The following is a 25,315-nucleotide window of genomic DNA, read 5'->3' as shown; positions in this document are numbered from 1 at the left end:
CTATGATTTTTTTAATTGATAACAGTATTTTTAATTCTTATAATGAACCGAGGTGTTATTATTCTCCGGGATGATACGTTTTTTCGGCATTTTTTTGGACATCATCTTTGTAGAACAAAACGTCTTTGAATTGTCCTTTTCGATACATTTCAGCTTGGTCGTAAAAGTGTTTCGATTTTGGATCACCGCTGTTTCCGCCTGCAAGTATTGATTTGGCTTTTATTTTTGGCCCAAATTCGACTGCGCACACAAAACTGTTGCCGTTTGTTCCATAGCGTTTTTTAGTATCTTTTTGGTAATTGCTTTTGTAAGCGGGTAAACTTCCCCAAAGTGCCGGTCCGTAACCTATGGGCAAACTTTCAAGAGCATCGTTATAAATCAAATTAATGTCGCCGGAAGTTCTTTGGAAACGATTGATTTCTCCCCAAGGAATTTGCCAGGTTCCAAATTTAATTTTCAATTCATTCACCACCATTTGCAATTGCGGAATCAGTTGATCCGGAAAAGCATTTTTTGTAAAATTCATCGTGTTTTCCACTTGGTCGAATTCTCCTTCATCAGTATACACTTTTTGAATAATTGGATCTAATTTATAAGCCCATTCCACAGCCAGAGTTGTAGCCACAGAATTTTCTTTGGCGTAATAATCCCAATTTTTCAGTAGCGCTATCGGTTCTGAAAGTTCTGCGTAAAGGGGATCTTCAACGCTGATGTTTTTTTCGAAACTAGAAACTAACGCAGGAATCAGAAATTCGAAAGCTGTCAGTTTCGTGTCGTAGCCATCAGCAATTACTTTGTCTAAGGTATATTTATCACCTTTGCTCAATAACCGAACTGCATTTAATCCTCTGAAACTTTCACCGTCCGGGGCCATGTATGGCAAGTAGTTTTCTTCTTTTGGACTATTGTCACCCGCCACGGTGTAAGGTGTAGAATTGCAGTTTTGCAACCAACCGTTTATCGGATTATAAGAATGTACCGTTTCTGACACTTCGTGCAATCCTTTCCATTGTGTTGCCGGTGTTGTGCCGTCCATCACTTTTGACCAATTCAGTTTCTTGTCCCGAATAGGAACGAAATTCCCGTGCCAGTAGGCAATATTTCCTTCTTTATCAGCATAAACGGTATTATTTGAGGTATTGGCTTTCAAATCCATTGCTGTTTTGTAGTCTGCGAAGCTTTTCGATTTTGTTCGTATCCAACTTTGCTCCAAACTTTTCATCGAACGATTATTAGATTTTAAGCTAATCCATTTTCCGTCTCTTTTGGCCATAATCGGACCGTGATTGGTATGATAGGTGTTGAATGTTTTAGGAATCAATTTCCCGTTTTCCAAATATTTGATGGTTATTTTTTTCTCGATAACCGGAACCAACTTATTATCGTATTCGTAAAATAATTGGTTGTTTTTGGTCACGATTTTCGCAGCATACATATCCGCTACATCCACATTTGAAGAGGTATGCATCCAACCACAATTCTCATTAAATCCTTGGTAAATGAAAAACTGTCCCCAAGTCACTGCTCCGTAAGCGTTCAATCCTTCCTCGCTGCTCATTTGTATTTCTGGCCTGAAATAAAAAGTAGTATGTGGATTAATGTATAAAATGGAATTTCCTGATGCCGTTTTTGAAGGAGCAATTGCAAATCCGTTTGAGCCGGTTTGCACATCTTTTTCGCGTTCTTTATACGACACTTTATCCGTATTTCCGGAGTAAAAAGCTTTCAATTCTCCCGTTGAAAGATCAGCTGTGCTTATGGCTCCAATGCTTCCATCGGTCCAAAGCAACGGGAACCACGGTTCAAAATGAGTCAATAAAGCGGGTTTTACTTCGGGGTGATTGTACAGGTAAAAGTTGATTCCGTCCGCATAACTGTTTAATAATTTCTTCAACCAAGGCGCAGCTTTTTTATAATCGGCTTTGGCTTCTTCGGTGTCCATCAAAAGTTTAATTTCTAAATCATTATACAAAACGGACTGTCCTTTGATTTCCGAGAGTCGTCCGAGTTTTTCAATGTAATTCATTTCTACGCGTTTGAAATCGTCTTCACATTGCGCATATAACATTCCAAAAACGGCATCCGCATCGGTTTTTCCATATACATGTGCAATTCCCCAATTGTCCCTGATGATGGTGACTTGTTGCGATATTTTTTTTAGTCGTTCTATTTCGGCAGTCGTTGCATGCTGCGACAACATTGGAAAACTAAAACAAAAAATGAATACTGCAGCTGCTAAATGATTCTTAAAATATTTCATTTTTATTTAATTTTAAATTTTTGACCTTCGTGATACACAGCCATTTCTAAGCTTTTGATACTTACTAAATTCTCTTTTTTAAATCTGGTAATTCCTTTCGGCTTTTTGACCACAATAACTTCGCTTTCGCCAACAATTTCTATTTCTTTATTGCGAACAATCAGCGCAGTACTTTCGTCGATGCCAATTCCTATGTGAGTTGGAAATTCAATCAAAGCAGAGAGTAAACGGTTGTAGCGGCTTCTTTTTAGAAAATGCTGGTCGATAATCACGTTTTTTACAAGTCCCAAACCGATAGTTGTTTCCAGATTATCGTATCTGATATTGTTAAAAGTTTCGGTGTATTTGGACTCTAATTTCTGATTTCCCGTAATCATGTGCTCACACATTACTGCCGCTCCGGCGCTGGTGCCGGCAATTGTGCTTCCGTTTTTGTAAGCGTGGTGAATTGCTGTAAATGTTGGAGTGTTTTTAACGACATTCATAAACCGGGATTGATCGCCTCCGCTAATGAAAATTAACTTGGCGTTTTGCAAGGAATCGTTCAATACTTTATTAAAAGCCGTTGTATTGTCAAAATTTAACATAACAATTGGATTTGGAGTCAGTTTTTCGAATTGCTTTTTGAAATAAATATAAGCACTATCCGGTTCTTCGGTTGACATTGGTAACACAACCACATAATCTTTTTTCCCCAAATCCGCCAGTGTTACTAATTGCGTCATCAATGCATCAGATCGATGTCCACCACCAATGATGAATAACTTTCCTTTCGTTTTTTGCGCTTGTAAACTTCCGCAAAATAAAAATGCAAGTAAGCCAATGAAAAATTTGAAATAGAGTAGGGAATGAGTTAATTTTAGCATTGGTTATTTTTTGGAAGTTAATTCAATTTCAAAATGAATATTACAAAGAAACATTTCTTTTAAAAGCACAACCCAATTCAATTATAGAATCTGTTTTGGCAATGCCGGGAATAGTATCAATTTTTTCATAAAGGACTTTGCGCATGTGTTCGTGGTCTTTGGCAATAATTTTTATGTAAAGGGTAAACGATCCCGTAATGTAATAACACTCGGTTATTTCTGGTATTTTTTTTAGTTCTTCAATAATTCTATCCGAATCTTGATCTTTATTCAGCGTGATTCCTGTAAAAGATCCCCAATCATATCCTACTTTTTTTTCATTGATTATAGGTTTTATCCCGGTAAGTATTCCTTGATCCATTAATCTGTTGATGCGCTGATGCACCATTGTATTTGATATTTTTAAGTTTGCTGCAATGGCTGAATATGCCATTCTTCCATCTTTCTCTAATTCTTTAATAATATTAATATCGAATTCGTCTACTATATCCATGTTGGCTTAATTATAAATGATGCTTCTGTGTTTGTATAAAAGTACTTATTTTTATTTATTTCGAAATAGAACTGTAAATCGAATTTTAAATTTAAAATATGACTTATTTTTCATCTAAATTAAATAAATATTTTTATATATACTCTTTTTAAAAGTCAAAATATTTATTTTTATTGGTAAATTAAAAAAAAATACTAATTTTGTGCTTTCAAATAGTAAATCCGAAATATCATGACACATACAGAACAAAACCTTTCTTCAAAATCTGAAGCTTTGATAGCAAAAGAGAATCAATATGGTGCACACAATTACCATCCCTTACCAGTAGTTTTAGAAAGAGGCGAAGGTGTTTATGTCTGGGATGTAGACGGAAAAAAATATTATGATTTTTTGTCGGCATATTCTGCCGTAAATCAAGGACATTGTCATCCAAAAATTGTGGGTGCCATGATAAAACAAGCGCAAACATTGACGCTGACGTCGCGTGCTTTTCACAATGATCAATTAGGACCTTTTGAGGAATATGTGACTAAGTATTTTGATTTTGATAAAGTGTTGCCCATGAATACTGGTGCAGAAGCAGTAGAAACGGCTTTAAAGTTATGCAGAAAATGGGCTTATGAGGTTAAAGGAATTCCTGAAAATCAAGCGCAAATTATCGTTTGTGAAAACAATTTTCACGGAAGGACTACAACAATCATTTCATTTTCGAACGATGAAACTGCCCGTAAAAGCTTCGGACCATTCACAGCTGGGTTTATTAAAATTCCATACGATGATGTCGAAGCATTGGAAAACGTTTTAAAATCAACAAAAAATATAGCAGGATTTTTAGTGGAACCTATTCAAGGTGAAGCAGGAGTTTATGTTCCTTCCGAAGGATATTTAGCAAAAACGAAAGCACTTTGTGAAGCACATAATGTTTTGTTTATTGCGGATGAAGTGCAAACAGGAATTGCGCGCACGGGAAGATTATTGGCCACTTGTGGAAATTGCGATTGTAAAAAAGGATGTGAAAATACTCCAGAAGTGAAACCAGATATCCTTATTTTAGGAAAAGCAATTTCTGGTGGTGTATATCCGGTTTCGGCAGTTTTAGCAAATGATCACATTATGAATGTTATCAAACCGGGACAACACGGATCTACTTTTGGAGGAAATCCTATTGCAGCTGCTGTTGCTATTGCTGCACTTGAAGTAGTAAAAGATGAAAATTTGGCGCAAAATGCAGCTTACTTAGGAGAGGTTTTAAGAACGGGACTGAATGAGATTGCTTCCAGAAATCCATTAATTACATTGGTGAGAGGAAAAGGATTATTGAATGCCATAGTTGTCAACAGTGATGAAGAATCTGATTTGGCTTGGGATATTTGTATGAAATTCAGAGATTATGGATTATTGGCAAAGCCAACACATGGAAACAAAATTCGATTTGCACCGCCATTGGTAATTACGGAAGCTCAAATACACGAATGTTTGGCTATTATCGAAAGAGCATTAAATGATTTCAGATAATGGGAAAAACGATAAAATTAATAAAGAACAGATCTGATATTGGAGCCGGTACACGTGGCTCCGATTTAGGAATTGATGCTGTCGAAATTGCTGCAATAAATCAAAACAGTGATTATTTTAATCAATTTGAGTTTGAAGATGTAAAAACGCATAACGAATCGATTTATGATAAAAATCGCAGTTCCTCGGCCAAAAGGATTGAGCACGTTGTGGAGCAATGCACCCGAGTTTGTAATGCGGTCAAAAAAAATATAGAAGGGAATTATTTTCCAATAGTATTATCGGGAGATCATTCTTCAGCATTAGGAACTTTAAGTGGAATCAAAGCGGCGTATCCAGAGCAAAATATTGGTGTATTTTGGATTGATGCCCATGCTGATTTGCATTCGCCTTACACTTCGCCATCTGGAAATATTCACGGAATGCCATTGTCTGCAGCACTAGGCGATGATAATTTGAGTTGTCAGAATAACGAAGTCCCAGCTGAAACGCAACAGCATTGGGAAGACATGAAAAATATTGGCTATAAAGGACCGAAAGTTTTAGCCGAAAATCTGATTTATTTTGGTGTTCGGGATACCGAAGAAGAGGAAGATAAGCAAATTGAAAAATTGCAGATCAAAAATTATAAGGTTGACGAAGTGCGTTATCGAGGTTTGCACAAATGTGTTACTGAAGCATTGTCAAAATTGTCGCATTGTGAAGTTTTGTATATTTCTTTTGATGTGGATTCTATGGATTGCGATATGATTTCTTATGGAACAGGAACTCCGGTTCCAAAAGGTTTTGATCAGTATGAAATTATTGCAATCATCAATCAAATTATCCAAACCAAAAAGGTAGTTTGTATCGAGTTTGTTGAGATTAATCCTTTATTAGATACCAAAGGAAATAAAATGGCAGAAACTGCTTTTGAAGTTTTAGAAGCGATTAGCGCGGAGCTTATTATTCCTACTGAATAATTTTTTAGAATGTATAAAAAAGCCCGAAATCAATTTAGATTTCGGGCTTTTTGTATCTAATAAATTGGAATTGGATTATCCTCCGTATCCAGGATTTTGACTGATTTTACTGTTGGTATCCATTTCTCTTAAAGGAATAGGGAATACCAAAGAGTTGTCATTATATGGAATTAATTCTGTTCCATCAGCAAAAACATCAATTGAAGCTTTTGTTCTTTTTAAATCATGAATGGCAAAACCTTCCATTGCTAATTCTAATTCGCGTTCTCTTAAAATTGTAGCTAAGTTTACCGTAAGGAAGTTTGTAGCATTTGCACGTGTTCTCAATAAATTAATATCAGCTACCGGTGTATTTCCTGTAAAAGTTCCAGCTCTAAAATTAGCTTCCGCTCTGATAAGATACATTTCAGCCAAACGAATTAACGGAACATCGCCAAATTGGTTGGTATATTTAGAAGTCAATCTTCTGCCATTGTCCGGGTTGATGTAATTAAAGTTGCGTCTTTCATCAGCAGGATCTGTAAATTTAGCTAAATAAGTAGATCTGATTTCGATATCGCCACCACGACCACCATTATTTTCAGAAGCATATAAATTGGTCATTTCATTTTCTCCAGTTTGTTTTGTGATTTGGATTGCAAAAATATCCTCGCTTTGGTTTTCATCATGATTAAAAGCATTAGCATATCTCGCAGATAAACTGCGTCCGCTATTTTCAATTACATCATGAGCCGCATCTCTGGCCGCAGGATAATTTCCTTGTTGAAGATAAACTCTTGCTAACAACGCTTTGGCAGCATATTTATCAGCATAAAAACTATTGTCTTCCGGAAGGTCATTGTAAGCTAGATTCAAACCTGCAATTATTACTGTATATACTTCGTCAACAGTGCTTCTTTCTTTTGCTAAATCAATAGTAAAATCATAGATGGCATTTGGTCGTATAACCACACCTAATTGTGGATTTGCCTGACCTGCTTCGTATGGTTTTGCAAAGAAACGAACCAAATCAAAGTATGCCATTGACCTTAAAAAATTAGCCTCGGCAACCATTGTTGTTTGTCTTTCAGTATCTTGGACTTTATCTATATTTTCAATAACAGTGTTGGCTGCATTTATTATTTGATAATTTCTAGCATAGATTTGCTGAACAAAAGCATTGTTAACAAGAATACTTTTAGAGTAAAATTGTCGGCATTCACCAAAAGTTCCTCTCCATCTAAAATCAGTGGTTGCTGTTATTCCGGTTTGTGCTAATAAATCTGCAGAAGTCAATATGCGACCTCCGTAAACATCGCCGTCAGCCGCAATAGCATACGCACCTGTTAATATGTTAGTGATACCAGTTTCCGTACTTAATGTTACTGTTGCATCCTCATTTTGTTTCGGATCAATTTCTAATTCATTATCACAACTTGCAAAAAAAGTAGCGAAAAGAATAAATAAGATTAATTTATTTGATTTCATTTTTTTAATTTTTAAAAATTAATATTTACTCCTAAAGCAATTGTTCTTGCAGGTGGTGCAGAATAAAATTCTTCTCCAATACCTGTATCATCTCTTCTTGCTTCTGGGTCATAACCAGAATAGTTTGTGAATGTAAGCAAGTTGACACCCGTTGCGTAAAGACGAACGCTGCTCATTCCAAGTTCTTTAATAGCATTCCCGGAAAGTGAATATCCTATGGTTAGGTTTCTTAAACGTACAAAATCAGATTTATCTAAAAATCGTGTAGATTCCCCAGTTCCGTTGCTACCATATAATCTGGCTTGAGGAACATTAGTGATGTCTCCAGGATTTTGCCAACGATCCAATTGATCAACAGTTTGGTTGTCAAAATAATCAGCAGCTACAGATTGGTATTTACCAGCTGAGTTATAAATACTGGCGCCCCATTCTCCTTGGAAAGTAAAAGAAAAATCAATCCCTTTATAATTAATAGTGTTAGTCATACCAGCCATCAAGGTTGGGAATGGATTTCCTGAAACAACTCTTGACGCCTCGGCATAATCATTTGTAGTTGATTTGTCCAAAGATCCATCAGCAAGAAGAGTGTTTTTTACATATAAAGCGTCACCGTTAGCAGGATCAACTCCGGCATATTCTGCCAAGAAAAAGGAAGATATATTTTCTCCAACTCTGTTAATAGTAAATGTACCAATGATGTCTTTGTTATTGTTAGGCATCGATATTACTTCAGATTGATTTGTGGTAATATTTAAGCTAGTATTCCATTTTAGTTTATCAGAATCAATATTTTTTGTGTTTAAAGTAAATTCGACACCACTACTTTGAACTTCACCAATATTTTGATTAATGGAAGTTGCACCAGAACTTAAAGCTAATGGTACGCTAAACAATAATCCATCGGTATTTTTTTTATAATAATCCGCTTCAACGCTGATTCGGTTTAATAAACCAAATTCAACACCAAAATCGATTTGCGTAGATTTTTCCCAAGTAAGATTATCATTTCCGGCTTGCGTGAACGAAAGTCCTGATTTTAAGTTATACGGATTTGAACCGTACAATTGGCGAGAAGCAAAATTTCCTAATTCTGCATTTCCTAATTTACCCCAACTTCCTTTTAATTTTAAAAATGTCAAAGTAGCATTGTCTTTTAAGAAGCTTTCTTCTGAAATTATCCAACCAGCTGAGAAGGCTGGAAAAGTTCCAAATCGTTCATTTTTACCAAAACGAGAAGAACCATCACGACGAATACTTGCTTTGAAAATGTATTTATCATCGAATGAATAAGTGATTCGGCCAAATTGAGAAACAAAGGTGTAATCTGTTTCATTTCCAGAACCTGCAGATACTTCTGCTCCACCATCTACGGTTTGGAACGAGTCATTTGGAAAATAAATACTGGTCACACTTTGAAACCTGCGATTGAATTTATTGAATTCCATACCGGCAACGGCATTAATATCATGTTTCTCTCCAAAGGTTTTGTCAAAGGTCAAATAATTACTGAAAATATAGGTCTCATTATTTACAGAAGTGGCGTAAGCTTCACCATCGGTAGCCATAAAAGGAGAATCTTTACCGTACCAAGCATCTTCTGTTTGTGATAAAAGGTCATAAGAAAAATCAGAATTAGCCTTTAAGGAAGGAATAATTTTAAATTCTCCGTACACTTTTCCGGTAACTCTTCTCATTAATGTTTTCCAAAATGAATTGTCAATGGCTAATAAATAATTAGCATACAATGTATTTGGATTAGCTGTTCCATCTTCAAAACGATCAGGAGACAATGGCGATTGCGCTACAGCTTGCAAAGGAGTTGTGAAAGAGTTGTCATCTTGAACACGACTAATTTCTGATCTGGAGAAACTTAAATTCATACCTGCAGTGAATCGGTCAGAAAGCTTATGCGATACATTTGTACGCGCAGTTACTCTCTCTAACGCATTACTATTGATGATTCCTGTCGTATTGTTGTAAGCTCCAGAAAAGAAATAGCGTGTATTCGCATCTCCTCCAGATACTGAAAAATCAGCATCGGTATTGAATCCGTCCTGAAATGCAGTATCCTGCCAATCGGTGTCTACTTCTCTGTTTCTCCAATCTGTACCTACTGCAAAGGAATCGAAAGCGTCTTCCGCTTCCGCCGCATCACCAAGTCCATTAATGGAAGCTTCTGTGAATAATTCTATGTATTGGTCTGCATTCAACCATTTTCTTTTGTTAGTAGCTTGACTAACTCCTTGAGAAAGGTTGATAGAGAAAGTTCCTTTACCCTCTTTTCCTCGTTTAGTAGTTATTAATACCACACCATTAGCACCTCTGGCTCCATAAATCGCTGCAGATGATGCATCTTTTAGGACATCAATAGATTCAATTTCGTTTGGGCTTAAAGTTAGCAGCGGGTTGGTTGGTGCGCCGTTACTGGATTCATTTGTAGTTACCAAAGGAATTCCGTCCAAAACATATAGGGGTTGTGTTCCCGCACTAATACTGGCAGCACCACGTACACGAATGTTTATTCCTCCATCAACTTTACCATTGGTCTGCGTGATTTGAACACCCGCTAATTTACCAACTAAAGCATTTTGCACATTTGATACAGGAATTTGTTGGATGTCTTTTGCTGTTACACGAGCAATATTATCCGTTAGTTTCTTTTTGCTTTGAGTTCCGTAACCCACAACAACTACAGTTTCTAATTGATTGGAGGCGTCACTTAATTTAATCAGCATTGAAGCAGATACAGGAATTTCTACCGTTTTCATTCCTATAAAACTGACGATTAAAATTTGTCCTTTTTTTGCGTTAATGGTAAAATCACCATCAAAACCTGTTTGAGCGCTGATAGTAGTTCCTTTTACTACAATATTAGCACCTGGAACGGGAAGGCCACCCATGTCGGTAACTTTACCTGACACTGTACTTTCTTGAGCAAATGTCAATTGTACGGAGAGTACAATTAGTAAACTCAAAAAATGTTTGAATTTAATTTTCATTTTTGGATTATTTAAGATTATTTGTGTCAAATATCTAAATAAAATGTTAATTATGATATATTATGTTTAATAAAAATGTTTGAATGTTGTTTTATTATTGATAACTTAAAATTTAATCGATAAAAAAATTAAATCCATAAAAATAGCTGTTTTCAAAATTTGATTTGGTATCTGATATATCATCTGCCTTCCAGAAAAGCATACTTAAAATCAATGCGAAGAATTAAAAAAAGCTTTTACTATGTTTTTGACGGACTATTAGGATCAGGATTTAGATAAAAATTTTTAAGTTTAAATATTTTAATAGATGAATTTTGAAACCTTTAATTACTTCAAAATTGTTTATCTTGCTGACTTCACTGATCATTACAACCATAAAATTCGGATTAAACAATTAATCTTGAAAAGTAATACAACAAAGAAGCATGAATAAAGTAGTAAATTTTATTGACCTACATAGCGGAGAAGAAGACAAAAAGAAAGTCTTAGACAATGTTACATCAAACATCTCTTTTCGAGGATCCAACTTGTGGATTTTGGCCTGTGCAATTGTAGTGGCTTCTGTAGGACTGAATGTAAATTCAACTGCGGTAATTATTGGAGCTATGCTAATTTCACCTTTGATGGGACCTATCGTTGGAGCTGGTTTTGGTTTGGGAATTTATGATTTTAATCTGCTTAAAAGATCACTTAAAAATTTGCTTATTGCTACGGTGGTGAGTTTGGTGGTTTCCACTGTTTACTTTTATTTAAGCCCTTTCAAAGATACACAGTCGGAACTTTTGGCTAGAACATCACCTAATATTTACGATATTTTCATCGCTTTTTTTGGAGGACTGGTTGGTGTAATAGCCATTACAAGGGTAGATAAAGGAAATCCAATTCCCGGTGTTGCTATTGCAACGGCATTGATGCCGCCTTTGTGTACGGCGGGTTACGGTTTGGCTTTGGGGAATTTTAAATTCTTTTTTGGTGCGATGTATTTGTATACTATCAATTGTGTTTTTATATGTATTGCAACCTTTATAATTGTCAAATATTTAAAATATCCAATTGTTAAACAAACGAATGTAAAGACGGAAAAAAAAGTGAAGTATATGATTTCTTTTCTGACTTTAGCTTTAATTGTACCGAGTATATTTTTTGCGTATCAGCTTTTTCAAGAAAAAAAATACAAGCAAAAAGTAGAACAATTTTTAAAAGTAGAGTTTATTGATAAAGGGTTTACTGTTCTGTACAAAAAAACGCAGTTCACGTCAAATCCAAAAAAAATAGATATTGCTTTTTTAAGAAAAAGATTGGATAAGGACGAAATAAAAGAACTTAACGGAAAATTGAAAACGTATGAATTGAAAAATACGGTATTAAATATTATTCAAGACACAACCGATTTAAAGCAGGATATTTTGAATGAAATCACTTTTAACAATAAAACGATGAGTGAGAAAGATTTGATTATTGCCAAGCTACAAAGTCAAATTACTTCTTTGAAATTCGATAACAATGCTATTTTGAATGAAACTAAGATTTTGTTTCCTGATATTGAGAATATTGCCATTGCAAATCATGTCTTTAATGAAAAAATGGCGACCAAAAAAGTGATTACAGTTGTTCTTTATGAAAGTAAAACAGATATCAATACTGCCGAAAAACAAAAGTTGGCTGCATGGTTAAAAAACAAATTCAAAACGGATGTTGTTGAAATTTATAAAAGACAATAAATTCGTTTAAACTATTGGAATGAACTAATTTTTATGATAAACGGATTTAGATTTGCTTCAGATATTCTATGATTTCGGTACAGGTTTGTTTGGCATTTCTGTTTATTCCAATGAGTGTTGCTGAGGCGTAACCAGTCCAACTGCCGTAACCTGTCAACCACAATCCGGGAACTTCAATTGCTTTGCTTTCTTCAGTTTTTACAATGCCACGTTCATCTGCAGAAACTATATTTTTCAAAAAAGAGGTTGCATAACCAAAACCGGTACACCAGATTATCGCATCAAAATCTTCTTTGGTTCCGTCAGACCAAATCACACCGTTTTCATGCATGCTTTCAAAACTGCCGCTTGAAATCAAAACTCCTCTGGATCGAGCTTCTTTTACTGGTGGCACTATTACAATATTTCCCAAATCATAATTGGCAGCATTAAATGGTTTTCCTTCTTTTTCAGCATTGTATTTGGCGGTTGCCACATTAAAAAGATAAAACCCGTCCACTTCATCCGGTAAATATTGTGGTGGTTTTCTGGTAGACCATTTCACGGTGGTAACTTTAGAAACTTCTGCTACAATTTGCGCACCTGAATTTCCTTCGCCAACAACCAGAACTTTTAAATTCCTATACTCTTCCGGATTTTTATAATTAGCAGAATGGATTTGAATTCCTTTGAAAGTTTCTATTCCTTTAATCTTTGGAATAAAAGGGTTGCTCCAAGTTCCCGCCGCGGCAATAATTGCTTTTGAAAAATAGATTCCTTTATTGGTGTAAACTTTGAATATTTTATTTTCAGAAGTTATGTTTTCTACATTAACGGAGCGCTCTATTGGCAGTTCGTAACGTTTTTCATATTGGCACAAATAATCAATTACTTCTTGCTTTAAAGGAAACAGATTCTTAGATTTTGGCATCAGCCAGCCTGGAAGAGAACTGTGTTCGGCTGGAGAAAAAAGCGTGAGACTGTCCCAAGCATGAAGCCAAGCGCCACCGCACTTTTCTTCTTTGTCTAAGAGGAGAAAGTTGAGTTTATGGCGTCGTAAATAATATCCGCAAGCTAATCCGCTTTGTCCGCCGCCAATAACAATAACATCTAGAATTTTGTGCATTGGGATTTTACTTTAAGTTGTTTTAGTGTAATATTTTTTCTTTAGCCAAAAAGCAACATTTACCAGAATAATCAAAGCAGGAACTTCTACTAATGGCCCAATAACTCCTGCAAATGCCTGTCCGCTATTGATACCGAATACACCAATGGAAACTGCAATTGCTAATTCGAAATTATTTCCCGATGCAGTGAATGAAAGCGCAACGGCATCTCTATAATTGGCTCCGATTTTTTTGGAAACAAAAAACATGAGGAAAAACATAATGGTGAAGAAAATGACAAGTGGAATGGCAATTCGAATCACATCCATTGGCAAATCAACAATCATTTCCCCTTTTAAACTAAACATGACTACGATTGTAAAAAGCAACGCAATCAAAGTAATGGGAGAAACAAACGGAATAAACTTTTGATTGAACCATTTGTCACCAATGAATTTCTTAATGGCATAACGGCTAATTACTGCTAATGCAAATGGAATCCCTAAATAAATCCCGACTGTTGTAGCAATTTCAGCAATCGTAATATTTAATTCTAACCCTTTTATTCCGAATAACGGCAACATGATTTCCAAATAGAAATAAGCATATAAACTAAAGAAGAACACTTGAAGCAAACTATTAATCCCGATTAAACCCGCTGTTAATTCTCTGTTTCCCTCGGCTAATTCATTCCAGACAATTACCATTGCTATGCAAGGCGCAATACCAATTATAATTAAACCCATCATGTATTCCGGATAATCTTTCAAAAAGAATGTTGCCAGTGAAAACATTAAAAATGGACCAACAATCCAGGTGATAAAGAAAGAGGCAGTAAGTAATTTTGGTTTTTCAAACATTAAAGGAATTTTTGAAAAATCAATTTTAGTCAAAGGCGGATACATCATTAATATCAATCCAATTGCCAAAGGAACATTGGTCGTTCCGCTTGAAAAGGAATTGATGAAACCGCTGCTGGATGGTATAAAATATCCAATGGAAACGCCAATCGCCATTGCGAGAAAAATCCAAAGTGTAAGATAACTGTCGAGAAAATTTAATCTTTTTTTAGAAGCCATTATTGTGATTTTATTTGAGAGAAAACATAAAACATTTCGGTTGCAATTTGCAAACTGCGTTCCTGATATTTTTCTGCTTGTTGAGGCGTATTGTCAAATGCTTTTGGATCTTCAAAAGTGATTGGAATACGCATTTCAGCACCGGCAATAAATGGGCAACCGCCATCAGCTTGCGAACAAGTCAATATCGCTGCAAATTCACTTTTCGGATTAAATTCATCATCATAAGTTTTAGAAAAACCGATAATTGGATGCTCGTTCTCCGCATATTTTATGGCATAAATAGGATTAGTTCCTGCCGCGATGGTTTTGATTTTAAATCCTGACTGTTCTAATGTTTTAGCTGCCATTGGAAATAAAGCTGTTGCTTCGGTCCCACCAGAATAGCAAAATACATTTTTTATATTGAAATGTGCCGCTGCAGTTTGTGCCCAAACTTGAGATAAATGGCTTCTTCTGGAATTATGAGTACAAATCAAGTTTAACCTAATTTGTTGTTGATTCGATGCTTTTGCTTGAATAAAATCAATAAGTGGTTGCAAAATGATTTTACGTTCTGCCGAAATCCTTTCGAAATTAAAAGAAGAAATTGTTTTTGCAATTTCTGGAAATAGGGTTGTTTTGGTTAGTTCCATTTTACAGTTTTAAAAAAATTAGCAACAACCTCCACCTGGAGTGCAGCTATTGGTTTGACTTGGGATTTCGGATAATTTTACTTTTTGTTTTTCTGCTGGAATTCCGCATTGGTCCTCTGCTAAACAAGCAGTTTGTTTGTTTAATAATGTAAAAGCTGTTCCGTTGAAATCAATATCGTATTTACCAATAGTTTCTGCTTGAAATTCAACTTCTACTTCATAATCTTCAATGCCTAATACTTTCTCAGATAATTCAATTATATCCAATAATTTTTTAGGTTTCAGACGGTGTTCAAAGTCATTGGCATCCCATAATTGAAAGTTTACCACAGTTTCTTTTCGAACTTTTCCACCACAATCAATGAAGTTTTTGGTGATTAAACCTACTTCAGTTACGTGAAAATGTTCTGGAACATAGGTCCCATTTGGCAATACAAAAGCAACGTTGTCCAACGTGCTTAACTCTTTTTTAATTTCTGATAATTTCATGATTCTTGTAATTTAAAAATTAGCAACATTGATTTTTCTTGTTTTCTAAATAGGTATTGATGTGCTGAAAAAAGTCCTTTATTTTATTAAAACCTTCTTCGTTGAGGCAATAGCAAATGGCATTTCCTTCAAAATTGCCTTTTATAAGTCCGGCATTTTTTAGTTCCTTCAAGTGCTGCGAAACGGTAGGTTGGGCCAGAGGCAGTTCGTTTACAATATCGCCACACACACAACTGTTTACTTTGATGAGGTGCTGAATAATAGCAATTCGGGCTGGATGACCTATGGCTTTCGCCAAAGTTGCCAACTCGTTTTGCTCGTCTGTGAAATGTTCTGATTTAGTAATTCCCATCGTTATATATTTATATTGCAATATTACGATATAGATGTTTAAAAAGCAATTTTAGGATAGTGAATTTTTAAAATTCTTTAAAATTTACATCCATTTCGATAGAAAATCAATCAACTCTTCTCTTAATTCTCTAAATAACTTTTCAAAAACGGCGATACTTTCTCGATGGTTTATATGGTCTGAAAATTTTTCATGTTCAATAGTGTTTGGATTTTTTTGCACTGCTTTTTGAAGATACGATTCGTGGCTTTTAATATCATGATTTAAAATATCAATTTGTTCTTTTTGAATGATTAACTGATTTTGAAAATGATCTGCTAAGGAACGTACCTCATTAGAAGTATTCTTTTCTGTAACTTCCATAATTCGATTAGCCATAATTTTGAGCTCATCTTTATAGAATAAAAGTTTGTTTAGCCATGTTTTGTGTTCTTCGTGTAGCTGATAAATTGTTTTTGTAGTTTCCATTTTTAGTCTTTTTTAAATAGTTTTACATTAATTTAATTTCAGATATTTTATATAAATTATAAAATGTAGGTGATTTAATTAAATTATTAAGTTGCTTAAAGTTAGTGATTTATGTTGTATTAAATGAAAGAAATACTAATTTTAAGCTACAAAAAATGAATTGATTTCAAAAAAAAATATCCCCAAACAATGAAGCGTGTTTGGAGATATTAAAAAAGATAAAAATAATAATACTAGCCTATTTCGACTAAACAGTTTTGTTTCATACTTCCGGTTTCAATATATCTGGAGTGCAATTTGAATGCTTCTTCTAAAATGTGCGGCGTATGGCCTCCTCGCATACAAGCCCGATTAAAATAATCGGATAATTCCTCTTTGTAATCCGGATGCGTGCAATTTTCAATAATAACTTTGGCGCGTTCTCTGGGCGAAAGCCCTCTTAAATCGGCAATGCCTTGTTCGGTGATTAAAATATCAACATCATGTTCCGTATGGTCTACATGCGAAACCATTGGTAAAACATGAGAAATTGCATTAAATTCTTTGGATGATGATTGCGTAACAAAAATGCTCAAGTACGCATTTCTGGCAAAATCACCCGAACCACCAATACCGTTCATCATCTTGGTTCCAGAAATATGAGTAGAATTGACATTTCCATAAATATCAAATTCAATTGCCGTATTAATGGCTATAACTCCTAATCTTCGGATTACTTCGGCTGAATTGCTGATGGTTTGCGGTCGAAGTAGAATTTTGTCTTTGTACTTTTCGAAATTATTAAGAATGTGTTTGTAGCAATTTTCAGAAACGGTTATGGAAGAAGCCGATGCAAAATCTAATTTTCCGCTGTCAATAAGTTCAAAAGTGCTGTCCTGCAAGACTTCGGAATACATTACTAAATTTTCAAAATTTCCTTTTGCAAAGCCAGACATGACCGCATTAGCTACTTTTCCTATTCCCGCTTGCAACGGCATCAATGATTTGGTTAAGCGTCCTTCTTTAATTTCATTTTCAAAAAAAGCCAGTAAATGATTGGCAATAGCAGCCGTTTTGGGATCTATTGCAGTTACTTGTGCCGGACTATCGGGAATTTCTGTGAAAACAATTCCAATGACTTTGTTAGGATCAATGGTGATATAATCGGTCCCAATTCTTTCATCTGCAGCTGTAATGTTTAAAACGTCTCGATTGGGATAACTTTTTGAAATATAAATATCATGAATCCCTTTGAATTCAAGTGGTATGGAAGTATTTATTTCGATGATGATTTTATCGGCGGCATGCGCAAAAGTAGCTGAATTTCCAACTGAAGTTGTCGGAATTACATTTCCATTCTCATCAATATACGTAGCTTCAATTACAGCAATGTCAATTTTTGGAAGGTGTTTGTTTTCTAATAATTCGGCCGTTTCACTTAAATGTTGGTCTATAAAAAGTACTTTTCCTTCGTTTATTTTTTTTCGTAGAGTAGCATCAACCTGAAACGGCATTCTCTTGTATAAAGCATCATTATTAGCCAAATCTGCATCAGTGGTATGCCCTAAAGAAGCACCGGTAATTAATGTGATTCCAATAGTTTCTAATTTTGCTCTTTCGGCAAAAGCAGGTAAAACGGCTTTACTGTCACCAGCTTTTGTAAATCCACTGGTACCGATAGTCATTTTGTCTTTGAAAAATAAAGCGGCTTCTTGTGCAGAAATAACTTTGTCTTTGTAACTTTGAAATCTAATTCTGTCCGACTGCATAATTATGTGTTTTTAATAAAAAAATAACCAGAAATTGATGTTTTGATAATGAATTAAATCAATTTTTAGATTTTGATTTATATCATATACAATTTTAGTGAAATTAAGAATTGGATAAATATCGTAATAAGTCATTTAAATATTCATTTCAGCCACAATGGGTCCATCCGAAACTTTAGAAGAGAAATATTATATTAAAGAGGTTGATACCGATAAAAAAAGTATTTATTGCCACCATGATTTGATGGGTGAATTGTTAATTCCAACTCACAAGCATGAAAAAGCCCAAATGCTCTATTCAGAAGGTGGTATTGTTCACGTTACCACCGAAACCAAATCTTATTTTCTTCCTGCGCGTCATTTTATCTGGATTCCAGCCGGAATAAAACATAGTATTCATCCCAATTCGGAACATGTTATGATGCGGAATTTGTATTTTCCAATAGATTCAAATGAAGATCTTTTTTATCAAAAAGAAGGTATTTATCCCATTAACGATTTATTGTTACAAATGATGCTTTTCACAAATCGATGGAACGGAAATCTAAAAAAGGGAACTAGAAATTTTAGTATTGCCAATGCCATAAAAGCCATTTTACCAGAAATCTGTCTGACTAATTTACCGTTATCATTGCCTTTGGCAAAGGATATTAGACTGAATAAAATCATTACCTATTTAGATAAAAACTTAGGAGAAACTATTTTGTTCTCTGATTTGGCCAATCGTTTTGGGTTCAGTGAGCGCTCTTTGTATCGTTTGTTTCAAAAAGATTTAGGCATGTCATTCATTCAATATTTCACGATTCGGAGAATTTTAAAAGCAATAGAATTGTTACTTGAAAAAAAACTATCTGTTAGCGAAGTGGCACAAGCTGTAGGATATAGTAGCGTTCCAACTTTTAGCAACACATTTTTCAAGATTTTAGGACAACGTCCTTCTGATTATTTAAAAGGGATTGAAATATTAAAAAAGTAGTTTTTCACAGCACTCATTTCCTGAAATCGTTATAGTGAGTGTGCTTGTTTTATAATTGTCTGAAATGAATAAATAGTTGGCTTTTGTTGATTTTACGGCATAGATTAAATTAGGGAACTTTGTATTCTATTCCTTTATCTATATTATGTTTCTTAAAAATCAGGTTTTTTTGAACCAAACGAGAATTAATTTTTCGAAAAATTACTTGTTGCTATTCCTCTTCTTTCATGGAATTACTTCATTACACGCACAGCAAGTTTCCTCAATTTCTTTGAATGATGCTTTAAAAATCGCGAAAGAAAATAACAAGACGATTCATAAATCTCATATTGAACAGCGTATTTCAGACAAGGAGATTGCCGTGACAAAAAATCTTCGTTTGCCGGAAGTTAATTTTAATGCGATGTATTCCCGATTATCTGACTTGACGGAATACGAAGGCGGTTTTTTCTCAGACAAACATACCTATACTCCTGAACCTGGAACCGTACTATATGATGCCGTTACAAAATTTTATGTGCCGCTTTATGCTGGTAATAAAATCAATAATGCGATTAAAAAGTCGAAAGAGGAAAACGAAATTGCCAAAATCAAGGTAGAGAAGACGCAGAATAACATTCAATTACAGGTGATAGCTACTTTTTTGGGTATTTATAAAATGATGGAACTCCAGAAAATCATTGACCAAAGTATTAAAGAAGAACAGGAACGATTAAAGGAAGTGAAAGCTTTCAAAACCTTTGGAACCGTTACTAAAAACGAAGTACTACGTTCAGAACTGCAATTATCGGACAGGGAACTTAATTCATTGACCAATAAAAAAAATATCAAAATTGCACTTCAAGAGTTAAAAACACTATTGCAGTTGCCCGAAGAATCAGAAATTACTATTGATACAGAAGGATTGCTTGATATTACACCGTTGAAAGACTATGATTTTTATTTTAAAGAGACACTTCAAAACGAAGAAATGCGTATCGCAAATAGGGAAGTGGACGTTAAAAAAACAGAATTAAAAATGGTGAAAGGGAATTATTATCCGAAGGTGAGCTTATTTGGAAATTATAATCTAAAATATCCTGACTACATGTTGTTTACGCTAAATCGTCCTTATCTCTATACCATAGGACAAATAGGAATAGAGGCTACTTATAATTTGTCGGGTTTATATAAAAATAAAACCAAAGTTCAGGTTGCCAATTTAAAAGTGGATTTACAAGAAAATGAATCGGAGCTTGTGAAAAATGAAATGGTGGACAAATTGTTTAGAAAGCATACCCAATATCAGGAAATACTGGACAAGTTACCGGTTATAGATAAAGCATTGGATTTAGCCAATGAAAATTATCGCATTGTAAAAGTAAAATACCTTAACCAACTGGTTTTGATTACGGAAATGGTCGATGCGGATAATGCGTTGCTTCAGTCAAAATTCAACAAAGTTTCCACTAGAATAGATATGGTTATGAAACAGTATGAATTGCTCCATACGGCAGGATTACTCAACAAATAATAATTCAATTTAATATAATTTAGTTTCAAATTTATATGGTAAAAGTTCATAATTCGTCAAGAGCTCATCGATCGTTTCATAGATTAATTACCGTGATATCCGGTATGCTGGTTCTCGGCGGAATTGTTTTAGGGATTTGGTTTTATATTTTTAATAAAAATCACGAAGAAACTAATGATGCTCAGGTGGATCAATATGTTACGCCAATTATGGCCCGAATTACAGGTTATGTTACTGAAGTGCGTTATAATGAAAATCAATTTGTTCACAAAGGCGATACATTACTAGTAATTGACGATAGGGAATACAAAGCGCATTTAGACATGGCATTGGCCGATGTTGAAAATGCAAAAAGCAATAGCATTGTGATTGAAAAAAATGTCGCAACAACTTCTAATGTAACTTCCGTTAGACAATCGCAGTTACAAGCTGCAAAAACAGAAGTTTGGAAAACAAAATTGGAATACAATCGCTATAAAGGATTAGTAAGCCAAGAAGCGGCTACTGAACAACAGCTTGAAAAAGTAAAAGCGGATTATGAATTGGCACAAGCGCATTATCAGGAAATAACTAACACGATTCAATCGGCGGCATTGAACACATCTGAAGCTTCGGCTAAAATTCCAACGGCTCAGACGGTAATTCAGTCCAAACAAGCATTTGCAGACAATGCCACTTTGTTTCTTTCTTATACCGTAATTACAGCGCCTTATGATGGTTGGGTGGGAAAAAAAATGATTCAATCGGGACAAATGATAAAAGAAGGACAAACCTTAGTTTCCATCGTTAGCAAGGAAAAGTGGATTACAGCTAATTTCAAGGAAACACAACTGCAATATTTATCCATTGGCCAGGAAGTGGAGCTAAAGGCAGATGCGATAAGCGGAAGAGAATTTACTGGAACTATTGAATCTTTATCGCCAGCCAGTGGCGCACGTTTTTCATTATTGCCTCCTGATAATGCAACGGGTAACTTTATAAAAATAGAGCAAAGAATTCCGGTTCGAATAAAATTAAAAGAAAGTGATGCACAAACGGACTTTCTGAGAGCCGGTATGAATGTTACCGTTATTGCCGAACACAAATAATCCAATGTCAAATACAAGTGTTTTTAAATCTTGGGTTCCTAATTGGGCCATAATTGCTATAATATTTTTTTGCATGTTGCATTCCATGGTTTTATTGGGAGTATATACTTCTAATATGACGTATGCAGCGAGTTTTTTGGATGTAGAGGTAGAAGATTTGCAGTTTTCAATGTGTGTTACTTATGGGACATTTTTGGCTACATTACTGATTGAAAGCAGGTTTTTTAAATTTTTTCCAACCAAAAAATATTTTCTGGTTATTTACAGTCTGGCTGCCTTAACATTTTTTTTGACCGCTGATACTGAAAATTTCCCTTTGTTTATTATGTTACGAATGGCCGAAGGTATCTTGATGGCATTGCCAGTTTTGCCTTTACGACAGTTTTTGATTGCACGATTTAAGTCTAAAAATGCTGTGATTATTGCTTTTACAATTAATTATGGAGCCTTGATGCTGGCTTCTCCTTTTATAATGAATATTGCGGTGTGGTTGCTGGAGAATTACGATTGGAAATATATGGCGTATGGTTCCGCTTTTTTCCAAATTGTATGTGTGGCTTTGGTTATGATTACTTTTAATAACAATCGTTTTCATAAAAAAATCCCGTTATATCAAATTGATTGGGCCAGTTTTATTCTGGTGCTTACCGCTATTTTGTGCGGTAGTTATTTTGTGGTTTATGGCCAAAAAAAATATTGGTTTGAATCTCCCCAAATTCTTTCAGCACTCATTGTAGCCTTACTAGCAGGAGGCTTTTTTATCGCCCGACAAATGCTGGTGAAGAGACCTACTTTTGATATGCGAGTTTTTCGGTATGCGAATTTACGAACCGGATTGTTGCTGTCTGTGGTTTTTTATATTGCCAGATCGACTTTGAATATTTGTCACAGTACGATGGCCGTTATTTGGAATTGGGAACCTTCAAGAGTGGCGCATGTGCAGTATTTAAATTTGACAGGAAATGTAATTGGGATGATTTTGACTGTGGTGTTTTTGTCTAAATCCGTAGCTTCGCGTTATATTTTTATAATCGGATTTTCAATTTTTGCGCTATTTCATTTCTGGTTTACTTTTCTTTTTGTGCCGGATGCTTCCTTGTCAGACATTGCGATTCCGTATATGTTACAGGGCGTTGCTGTCGGAATAATCTTTGTTCCGTTAGTCTTGTTCACCGTAACTGCTGTTCCTACGCATTATGCTCCGTTTGCAGGAGTAGTGGGAGTTGCAGGCCGTTTTTGGGGAAGTATAATGGGTTTTGCCATGATTCAAAATGCAGGATTGTTTTTGCAAAGTACTCATTTTACAAAATTCAGACAATTTATTATTCCCGAAAGTCCAGAAACACAAAGACGTGTGGAGCAACTCACCAGAAATTTTATGGCTAAAGGCTATACTGTGGATGACTCCAATGCATTAGCGATGAAACAAATTATTAGTTCAGTTTCAAAACAATCAGTTTTATTGTCCAATATGGAAATCTTTACCGTTATTGGTTATTTAATGGTTATTGTCGTTGTTTTTCTATTGCTTAATCAGCATTTAAGACAAACATTTGACCTTTTTAAAAATAGAATTTGGGGTACTTAAAAAGGTGTACTATGGTTTATTTAAACCTTTTTGGATTGAAAATCTCTTTTTGGCACTTTGAAATCCTTGAATAATTTGATTTTATATATATAAATATAAACAGCATTTCTATTTAAAATGTTTAACTTAGTATATTGAAAATCAATTAAATAAAGGTAAAATGAATAATAGAAACGATAAATTGAACTTTGACAAAAGAAAACCGGGGAAGAAAGATAAAAATAAAGTACCAGATTCTCTTTTGTACCCTCCAAGCGAAGATATATACAGTCAATTTAAAAAAGAATCGGATATAGATCCGGAAGATATTTCTAAAAATAAAGTGCCAGTTGAAATCAATAATGCCACAGAATTGAATGAAAAAAATTTTGAGGAGGATGTTTCTGGTGGAGATTTAGATGTACCTGGCTCAGAATTAGATGATGAAAAGGAAAATTCCGGAAATGAAGACGAGGAAAACAATCATTACAGTATCGGTGGTGATGATCACAATAATTTAGAAGAGAATTCTGGGGATAAAATTTAGTAGATAGGTTTGTCGTAAATTTTAAATGCTAAACTGACTAATTATGTCTTTAAAGGAATACAATCAAAAGCGTAATTTTAATTCTACAGCTGAACCAGAAGGTGAAATTAAGAAATCAACATCCGAATTAATTTTCGTTGTGCAAAAACATGCGGCTTCTCATTTGCATTATGATTTTCGCTTGGAAATGGATGGAGTGTTAAAAAGTTGGGCAATACCCAAAGGACCGTCAATGAATCCCGCTGATAAAAGATTGGCTATTATGGTGGAAGACCATCCTTATAGTTATAAAGATTTTGAAGGCACTATTCCAGAGGGCAATTACGGTGCTGGAAATGTTATTGTTTGGGATAATGGAACGTATACTTTAGCTGATGAAGCTGGTGCAGATAATACTGAAAGCAAATTACAATCCGATTTGCAAAAAGGACATCTTAGTTTTATTCTTAATGGAAAAAAACTGAAAGGCGAATTCGTATTGGTGAAACTTAAAACGAAACAGGAAAATACATGGCTTTTGATAAAGTCAAAGGATCAATATGCGGGCGATAAAGATATTCTACTTCAAGATAAATCCGTAATTTCTAATAGGACAATCGAAAATCTGCAGAAATAAAATTCATTTGTGCGTTCCTTATAGTGTAAGTCGGGCTATTCACTACAAGTCCTCGTCTGGTTGAGTTTGAGACTCAACGAGACTGTGGGCTATTCACTGCTATCCCTAACGCTACCCTGGAATTATTAGGATATATAGTTTAATCAAGAGCAAAGGAACTCACACCAATACAAAATCCAGTAACCTTATATGTAGGAGATATTAGAAAAGCTATGTCATATATAATGTAGAGGATAAAGTCATTTTATTGATACAACAGTTTTTCTCCATAGAAAATAGGCAAGACAAACTTTTAATAGGAGAAGATACGAAGAGACGAACCAAGAAATAGGTGACAAATGATAAATTGAACAAGATTGTATGGGTAAGGCGCGGCCGTTGTTAAATGGGTTAAGGCTATAGAAATGCCTATTCTTGTACGATAAAGGCAACCTTTGCTTTTGATTGGGTTGTGCAGAGGCAAAAACTTTTACTTTCAAAATTCACGGTTTCAGCGAGTTAAAGATTAGGTTAAGAAAACATCAAAAAAAAGCGTTGAAAAAGCTTGAATAACTCAATAAACGGTGTAGTTTTGCACCCGCAACAACGCAGACGTTCTTTCAAATACTGGCAAGCAAAGTTAATTAAGACAGAAAATTTATTTTCAAAAAAGATTTCAAAAAGCTTGTGAGATTAGAAAACTGATGTTACATTTGCACCCCGCAAAACGCGCAAAGTTCCTTGACAGATTGATGAGAGAAAGAGAAGCAAACGAGATAAAATTTATCTTAAAAAAAACTTCAAATTTTTCTTGCCAGTTAAAAAGAAAGTTGTACTTTTGCACCCGCTTCCAGAGAGACACGATGTGAATCAAACGAAGAGGAAAACAA

At 34.8% G+C, this 25,315-nt stretch carries 21 protein-coding genes; 9 read left to right on the top strand and 12 right to left on the bottom strand.

The window, feature by feature from the left end; all coding sequences use genetic code 11:
- Positions 1-58 precede the first annotated feature (58 nt).
- Genes DR980_RS00105 through DR980_RS00095 form a run of 3 tightly spaced genes read right to left on the bottom strand, consistent with a single transcriptional unit; the run spans position 59 to position 3,619 of the window.
- Complete coding sequence (locus DR980_RS00105; protein WP_244199226.1) at positions 59-2,260, bottom strand: penicillin acylase family protein; 2,202 nt, start codon at positions 2,258-2,260, stop codon at positions 59-61.
- 2 nt (positions 2,261-2,262) lie between these two features.
- Complete coding sequence (locus DR980_RS00100; RefSeq protein ID WP_113633242.1) at positions 2,263-3,126, bottom strand: cyanophycinase; 864 nt, start codon at positions 3,124-3,126, stop codon at positions 2,263-2,265.
- A 40-nt stretch (positions 3,127-3,166) separates the two neighbouring features.
- Complete coding sequence (locus DR980_RS00095) at positions 3,167-3,619, bottom strand: Lrp/AsnC family transcriptional regulator (RefSeq protein WP_113633241.1); 453 nt, start codon at positions 3,617-3,619, stop codon at positions 3,167-3,169.
- 231 nt (positions 3,620-3,850) lie between these two features.
- On the opposite strand from DR980_RS00095, the gene rocD reads away from it, so the two are divergent.
- Both rocD and DR980_RS00085 read left to right on the top strand, forming a co-directional pair.
- Positions 3,851-5,134: an ornithine--oxo-acid transaminase gene (rocD, locus tag DR980_RS00090; protein ID WP_113633240.1), complete on the top strand. Its 1,284-nt coding sequence runs from the start codon at positions 3,851-3,853 to the stop codon at positions 5,132-5,134.
- The gene (locus DR980_RS00085) at positions 5,134-6,096 is read left to right on the top strand and encodes an arginase (RefSeq protein WP_113633239.1); all 963 of its coding nucleotides are present in this window, start codon (positions 5,134-5,136) and stop codon (positions 6,094-6,096) included. The genes rocD and DR980_RS00085 overlap by 1 nt, the downstream gene beginning before the upstream one ends.
- A 75-nt stretch (positions 6,097-6,171) precedes the next feature.
- Here DR980_RS00085 and DR980_RS00080 read toward each other — a convergent pair whose 3' ends face one another.
- Entirely contained in the window at positions 6,172-7,563 is a 1,392-nt protein-coding gene (locus DR980_RS00080) for a RagB/SusD family nutrient uptake outer membrane protein (RefSeq protein WP_113633238.1), read from the bottom strand.
- Between the two features lie 11 nt (positions 7,564-7,574).
- The gene (locus DR980_RS00075) at positions 7,575-10,562 is read right to left on the bottom strand and encodes a SusC/RagA family TonB-linked outer membrane protein (RefSeq protein ID WP_113633237.1); all 2,988 of its coding nucleotides are present in this window, start codon (positions 10,560-10,562) and stop codon (positions 7,575-7,577) included.
- A 425-nt stretch (positions 10,563-10,987) separates the two neighbouring features.
- On the opposite strand from DR980_RS00075, the gene DR980_RS00070 reads away from it, so the two are divergent.
- Positions 10,988-12,283 (top strand): TIGR00341 family protein, encoded by a 1,296-nt coding sequence (locus DR980_RS00070; RefSeq protein ID WP_113633236.1) that lies wholly within the window; start codon positions 10,988-10,990, stop codon positions 12,281-12,283.
- 46 nt (positions 12,284-12,329) lie between these two features.
- Here the strand turns inward: DR980_RS00070 and DR980_RS00065 are convergent, their stop codons facing one another.
- The 7 genes from DR980_RS00065 to DR980_RS00035 all read right to left on the bottom strand — a co-directional run bounded on the left by DR980_RS00065 (position 12,330) and on the right by DR980_RS00035 (position 18,139).
- The gene (locus DR980_RS00065; protein ID WP_113633235.1) at positions 12,330-13,388 is read right to left on the bottom strand and encodes an ArsO family NAD(P)H-dependent flavin-containing monooxygenase; all 1,059 of its coding nucleotides are present in this window, start codon (positions 13,386-13,388) and stop codon (positions 12,330-12,332) included.
- Between the two features lie 12 nt (positions 13,389-13,400).
- Entirely contained in the window at positions 13,401-14,447 is a 1,047-nt protein-coding gene (gene arsB, locus DR980_RS00060; RefSeq protein ID WP_113633234.1) for an ACR3 family arsenite efflux transporter, read from the bottom strand.
- Positions 14,447-15,082 carry an arsenate-mycothiol transferase ArsC gene (locus DR980_RS00055; RefSeq protein WP_113633233.1) on the bottom strand — a complete coding sequence of 212 codons (636 nt, stop codon included), beginning with the start codon at positions 15,080-15,082 and terminating at the stop codon, positions 14,447-14,449. Before DR980_RS00055 ends, arsB begins: the two co-directional genes overlap by 1 nt.
- A gap of 18 nt (positions 15,083-15,100) precedes the next feature.
- Entirely contained in the window at positions 15,101-15,571 is a 471-nt protein-coding gene (locus DR980_RS00050) for a DUF6428 family protein (RefSeq protein ID WP_113633232.1), read from the bottom strand.
- 19 nt (positions 15,572-15,590) lie between these two features.
- A complete protein-coding gene (locus DR980_RS00045) occupies positions 15,591-15,923 on the bottom strand; it encodes an ArsR/SmtB family transcription factor (RefSeq protein WP_113633231.1) in 333 nt (110 codons plus the stop codon).
- Positions 15,924-16,007: 84 nt separating this feature from the next.
- Positions 16,008-16,391: a hypothetical protein gene (locus DR980_RS00040; RefSeq protein WP_113633230.1), complete on the bottom strand. Its 384-nt coding sequence runs from the start codon at positions 16,389-16,391 to the stop codon at positions 16,008-16,010.
- Positions 16,392-16,624: 233 nt separating this feature from the next.
- Positions 16,625-18,139, bottom strand: a complete 1,515-nt coding sequence (locus tag DR980_RS00035; RefSeq protein WP_113633229.1) for a succinate CoA transferase — start codon at positions 18,137-18,139, stop codon at positions 16,625-16,627.
- A gap of 157 nt (positions 18,140-18,296) precedes the next feature.
- On the opposite strand from DR980_RS00035, the gene DR980_RS00030 reads away from it, so the two are divergent.
- The 6 genes from DR980_RS00030 to DR980_RS00005 all read left to right on the top strand — a co-directional run bounded on the left by DR980_RS00030 (position 18,297) and on the right by DR980_RS00005 (position 24,446).
- Positions 18,297-19,115 carry a helix-turn-helix domain-containing protein gene (locus tag DR980_RS00030; protein ID WP_113633228.1) on the top strand — a complete coding sequence of 273 codons (819 nt, stop codon included), beginning with the start codon at positions 18,297-18,299 and terminating at the stop codon, positions 19,113-19,115.
- A gap of 169 nt (positions 19,116-19,284) precedes the next feature.
- The gene (locus DR980_RS00025; protein ID WP_244199225.1) at positions 19,285-20,628 is read left to right on the top strand and encodes a TolC family protein; all 1,344 of its coding nucleotides are present in this window, start codon (positions 19,285-19,287) and stop codon (positions 20,626-20,628) included.
- A 35-nt stretch (positions 20,629-20,663) separates the two neighbouring features.
- Positions 20,664-21,716, top strand: coding sequence for an HlyD family secretion protein (locus DR980_RS00020; RefSeq protein WP_113633226.1), 1,053 nt, complete (start codon positions 20,664-20,666; stop codon positions 21,714-21,716).
- A 4-nt stretch (positions 21,717-21,720) separates the two neighbouring features.
- On the top strand, positions 21,721-23,304 hold the full coding sequence (locus DR980_RS00015) for an efflux MFS transporter permease (protein WP_113633617.1): 1,584 nt from the start codon (positions 21,721-21,723) through the stop codon (positions 23,302-23,304).
- 160 nt (positions 23,305-23,464) lie between these two features.
- A complete protein-coding gene (locus DR980_RS00010) occupies positions 23,465-23,830 on the top strand; it encodes a hypothetical protein (RefSeq protein ID WP_091172151.1) in 366 nt (121 codons plus the stop codon).
- A gap of 43 nt (positions 23,831-23,873) precedes the next feature.
- On the top strand, positions 23,874-24,446 hold the full coding sequence (locus tag DR980_RS00005; protein ID WP_113633225.1) for a DNA polymerase ligase N-terminal domain-containing protein: 573 nt from the start codon (positions 23,874-23,876) through the stop codon (positions 24,444-24,446).
- Positions 24,447-25,315: the final 869 nt, after the last annotated feature.

The sequence above is a fragment of the Flavobacterium psychrolimnae genome (genome assembly GCF_003312425.1).
GTDB lineage: Bacteria > Bacteroidota > Bacteroidia > Flavobacteriales > Flavobacteriaceae > Flavobacterium > Flavobacterium psychrolimnae.
The sequence above is the reverse complement of the archived record's forward strand: the minus strand, read 5'-3'. Positions and strand labels throughout refer to the sequence as shown.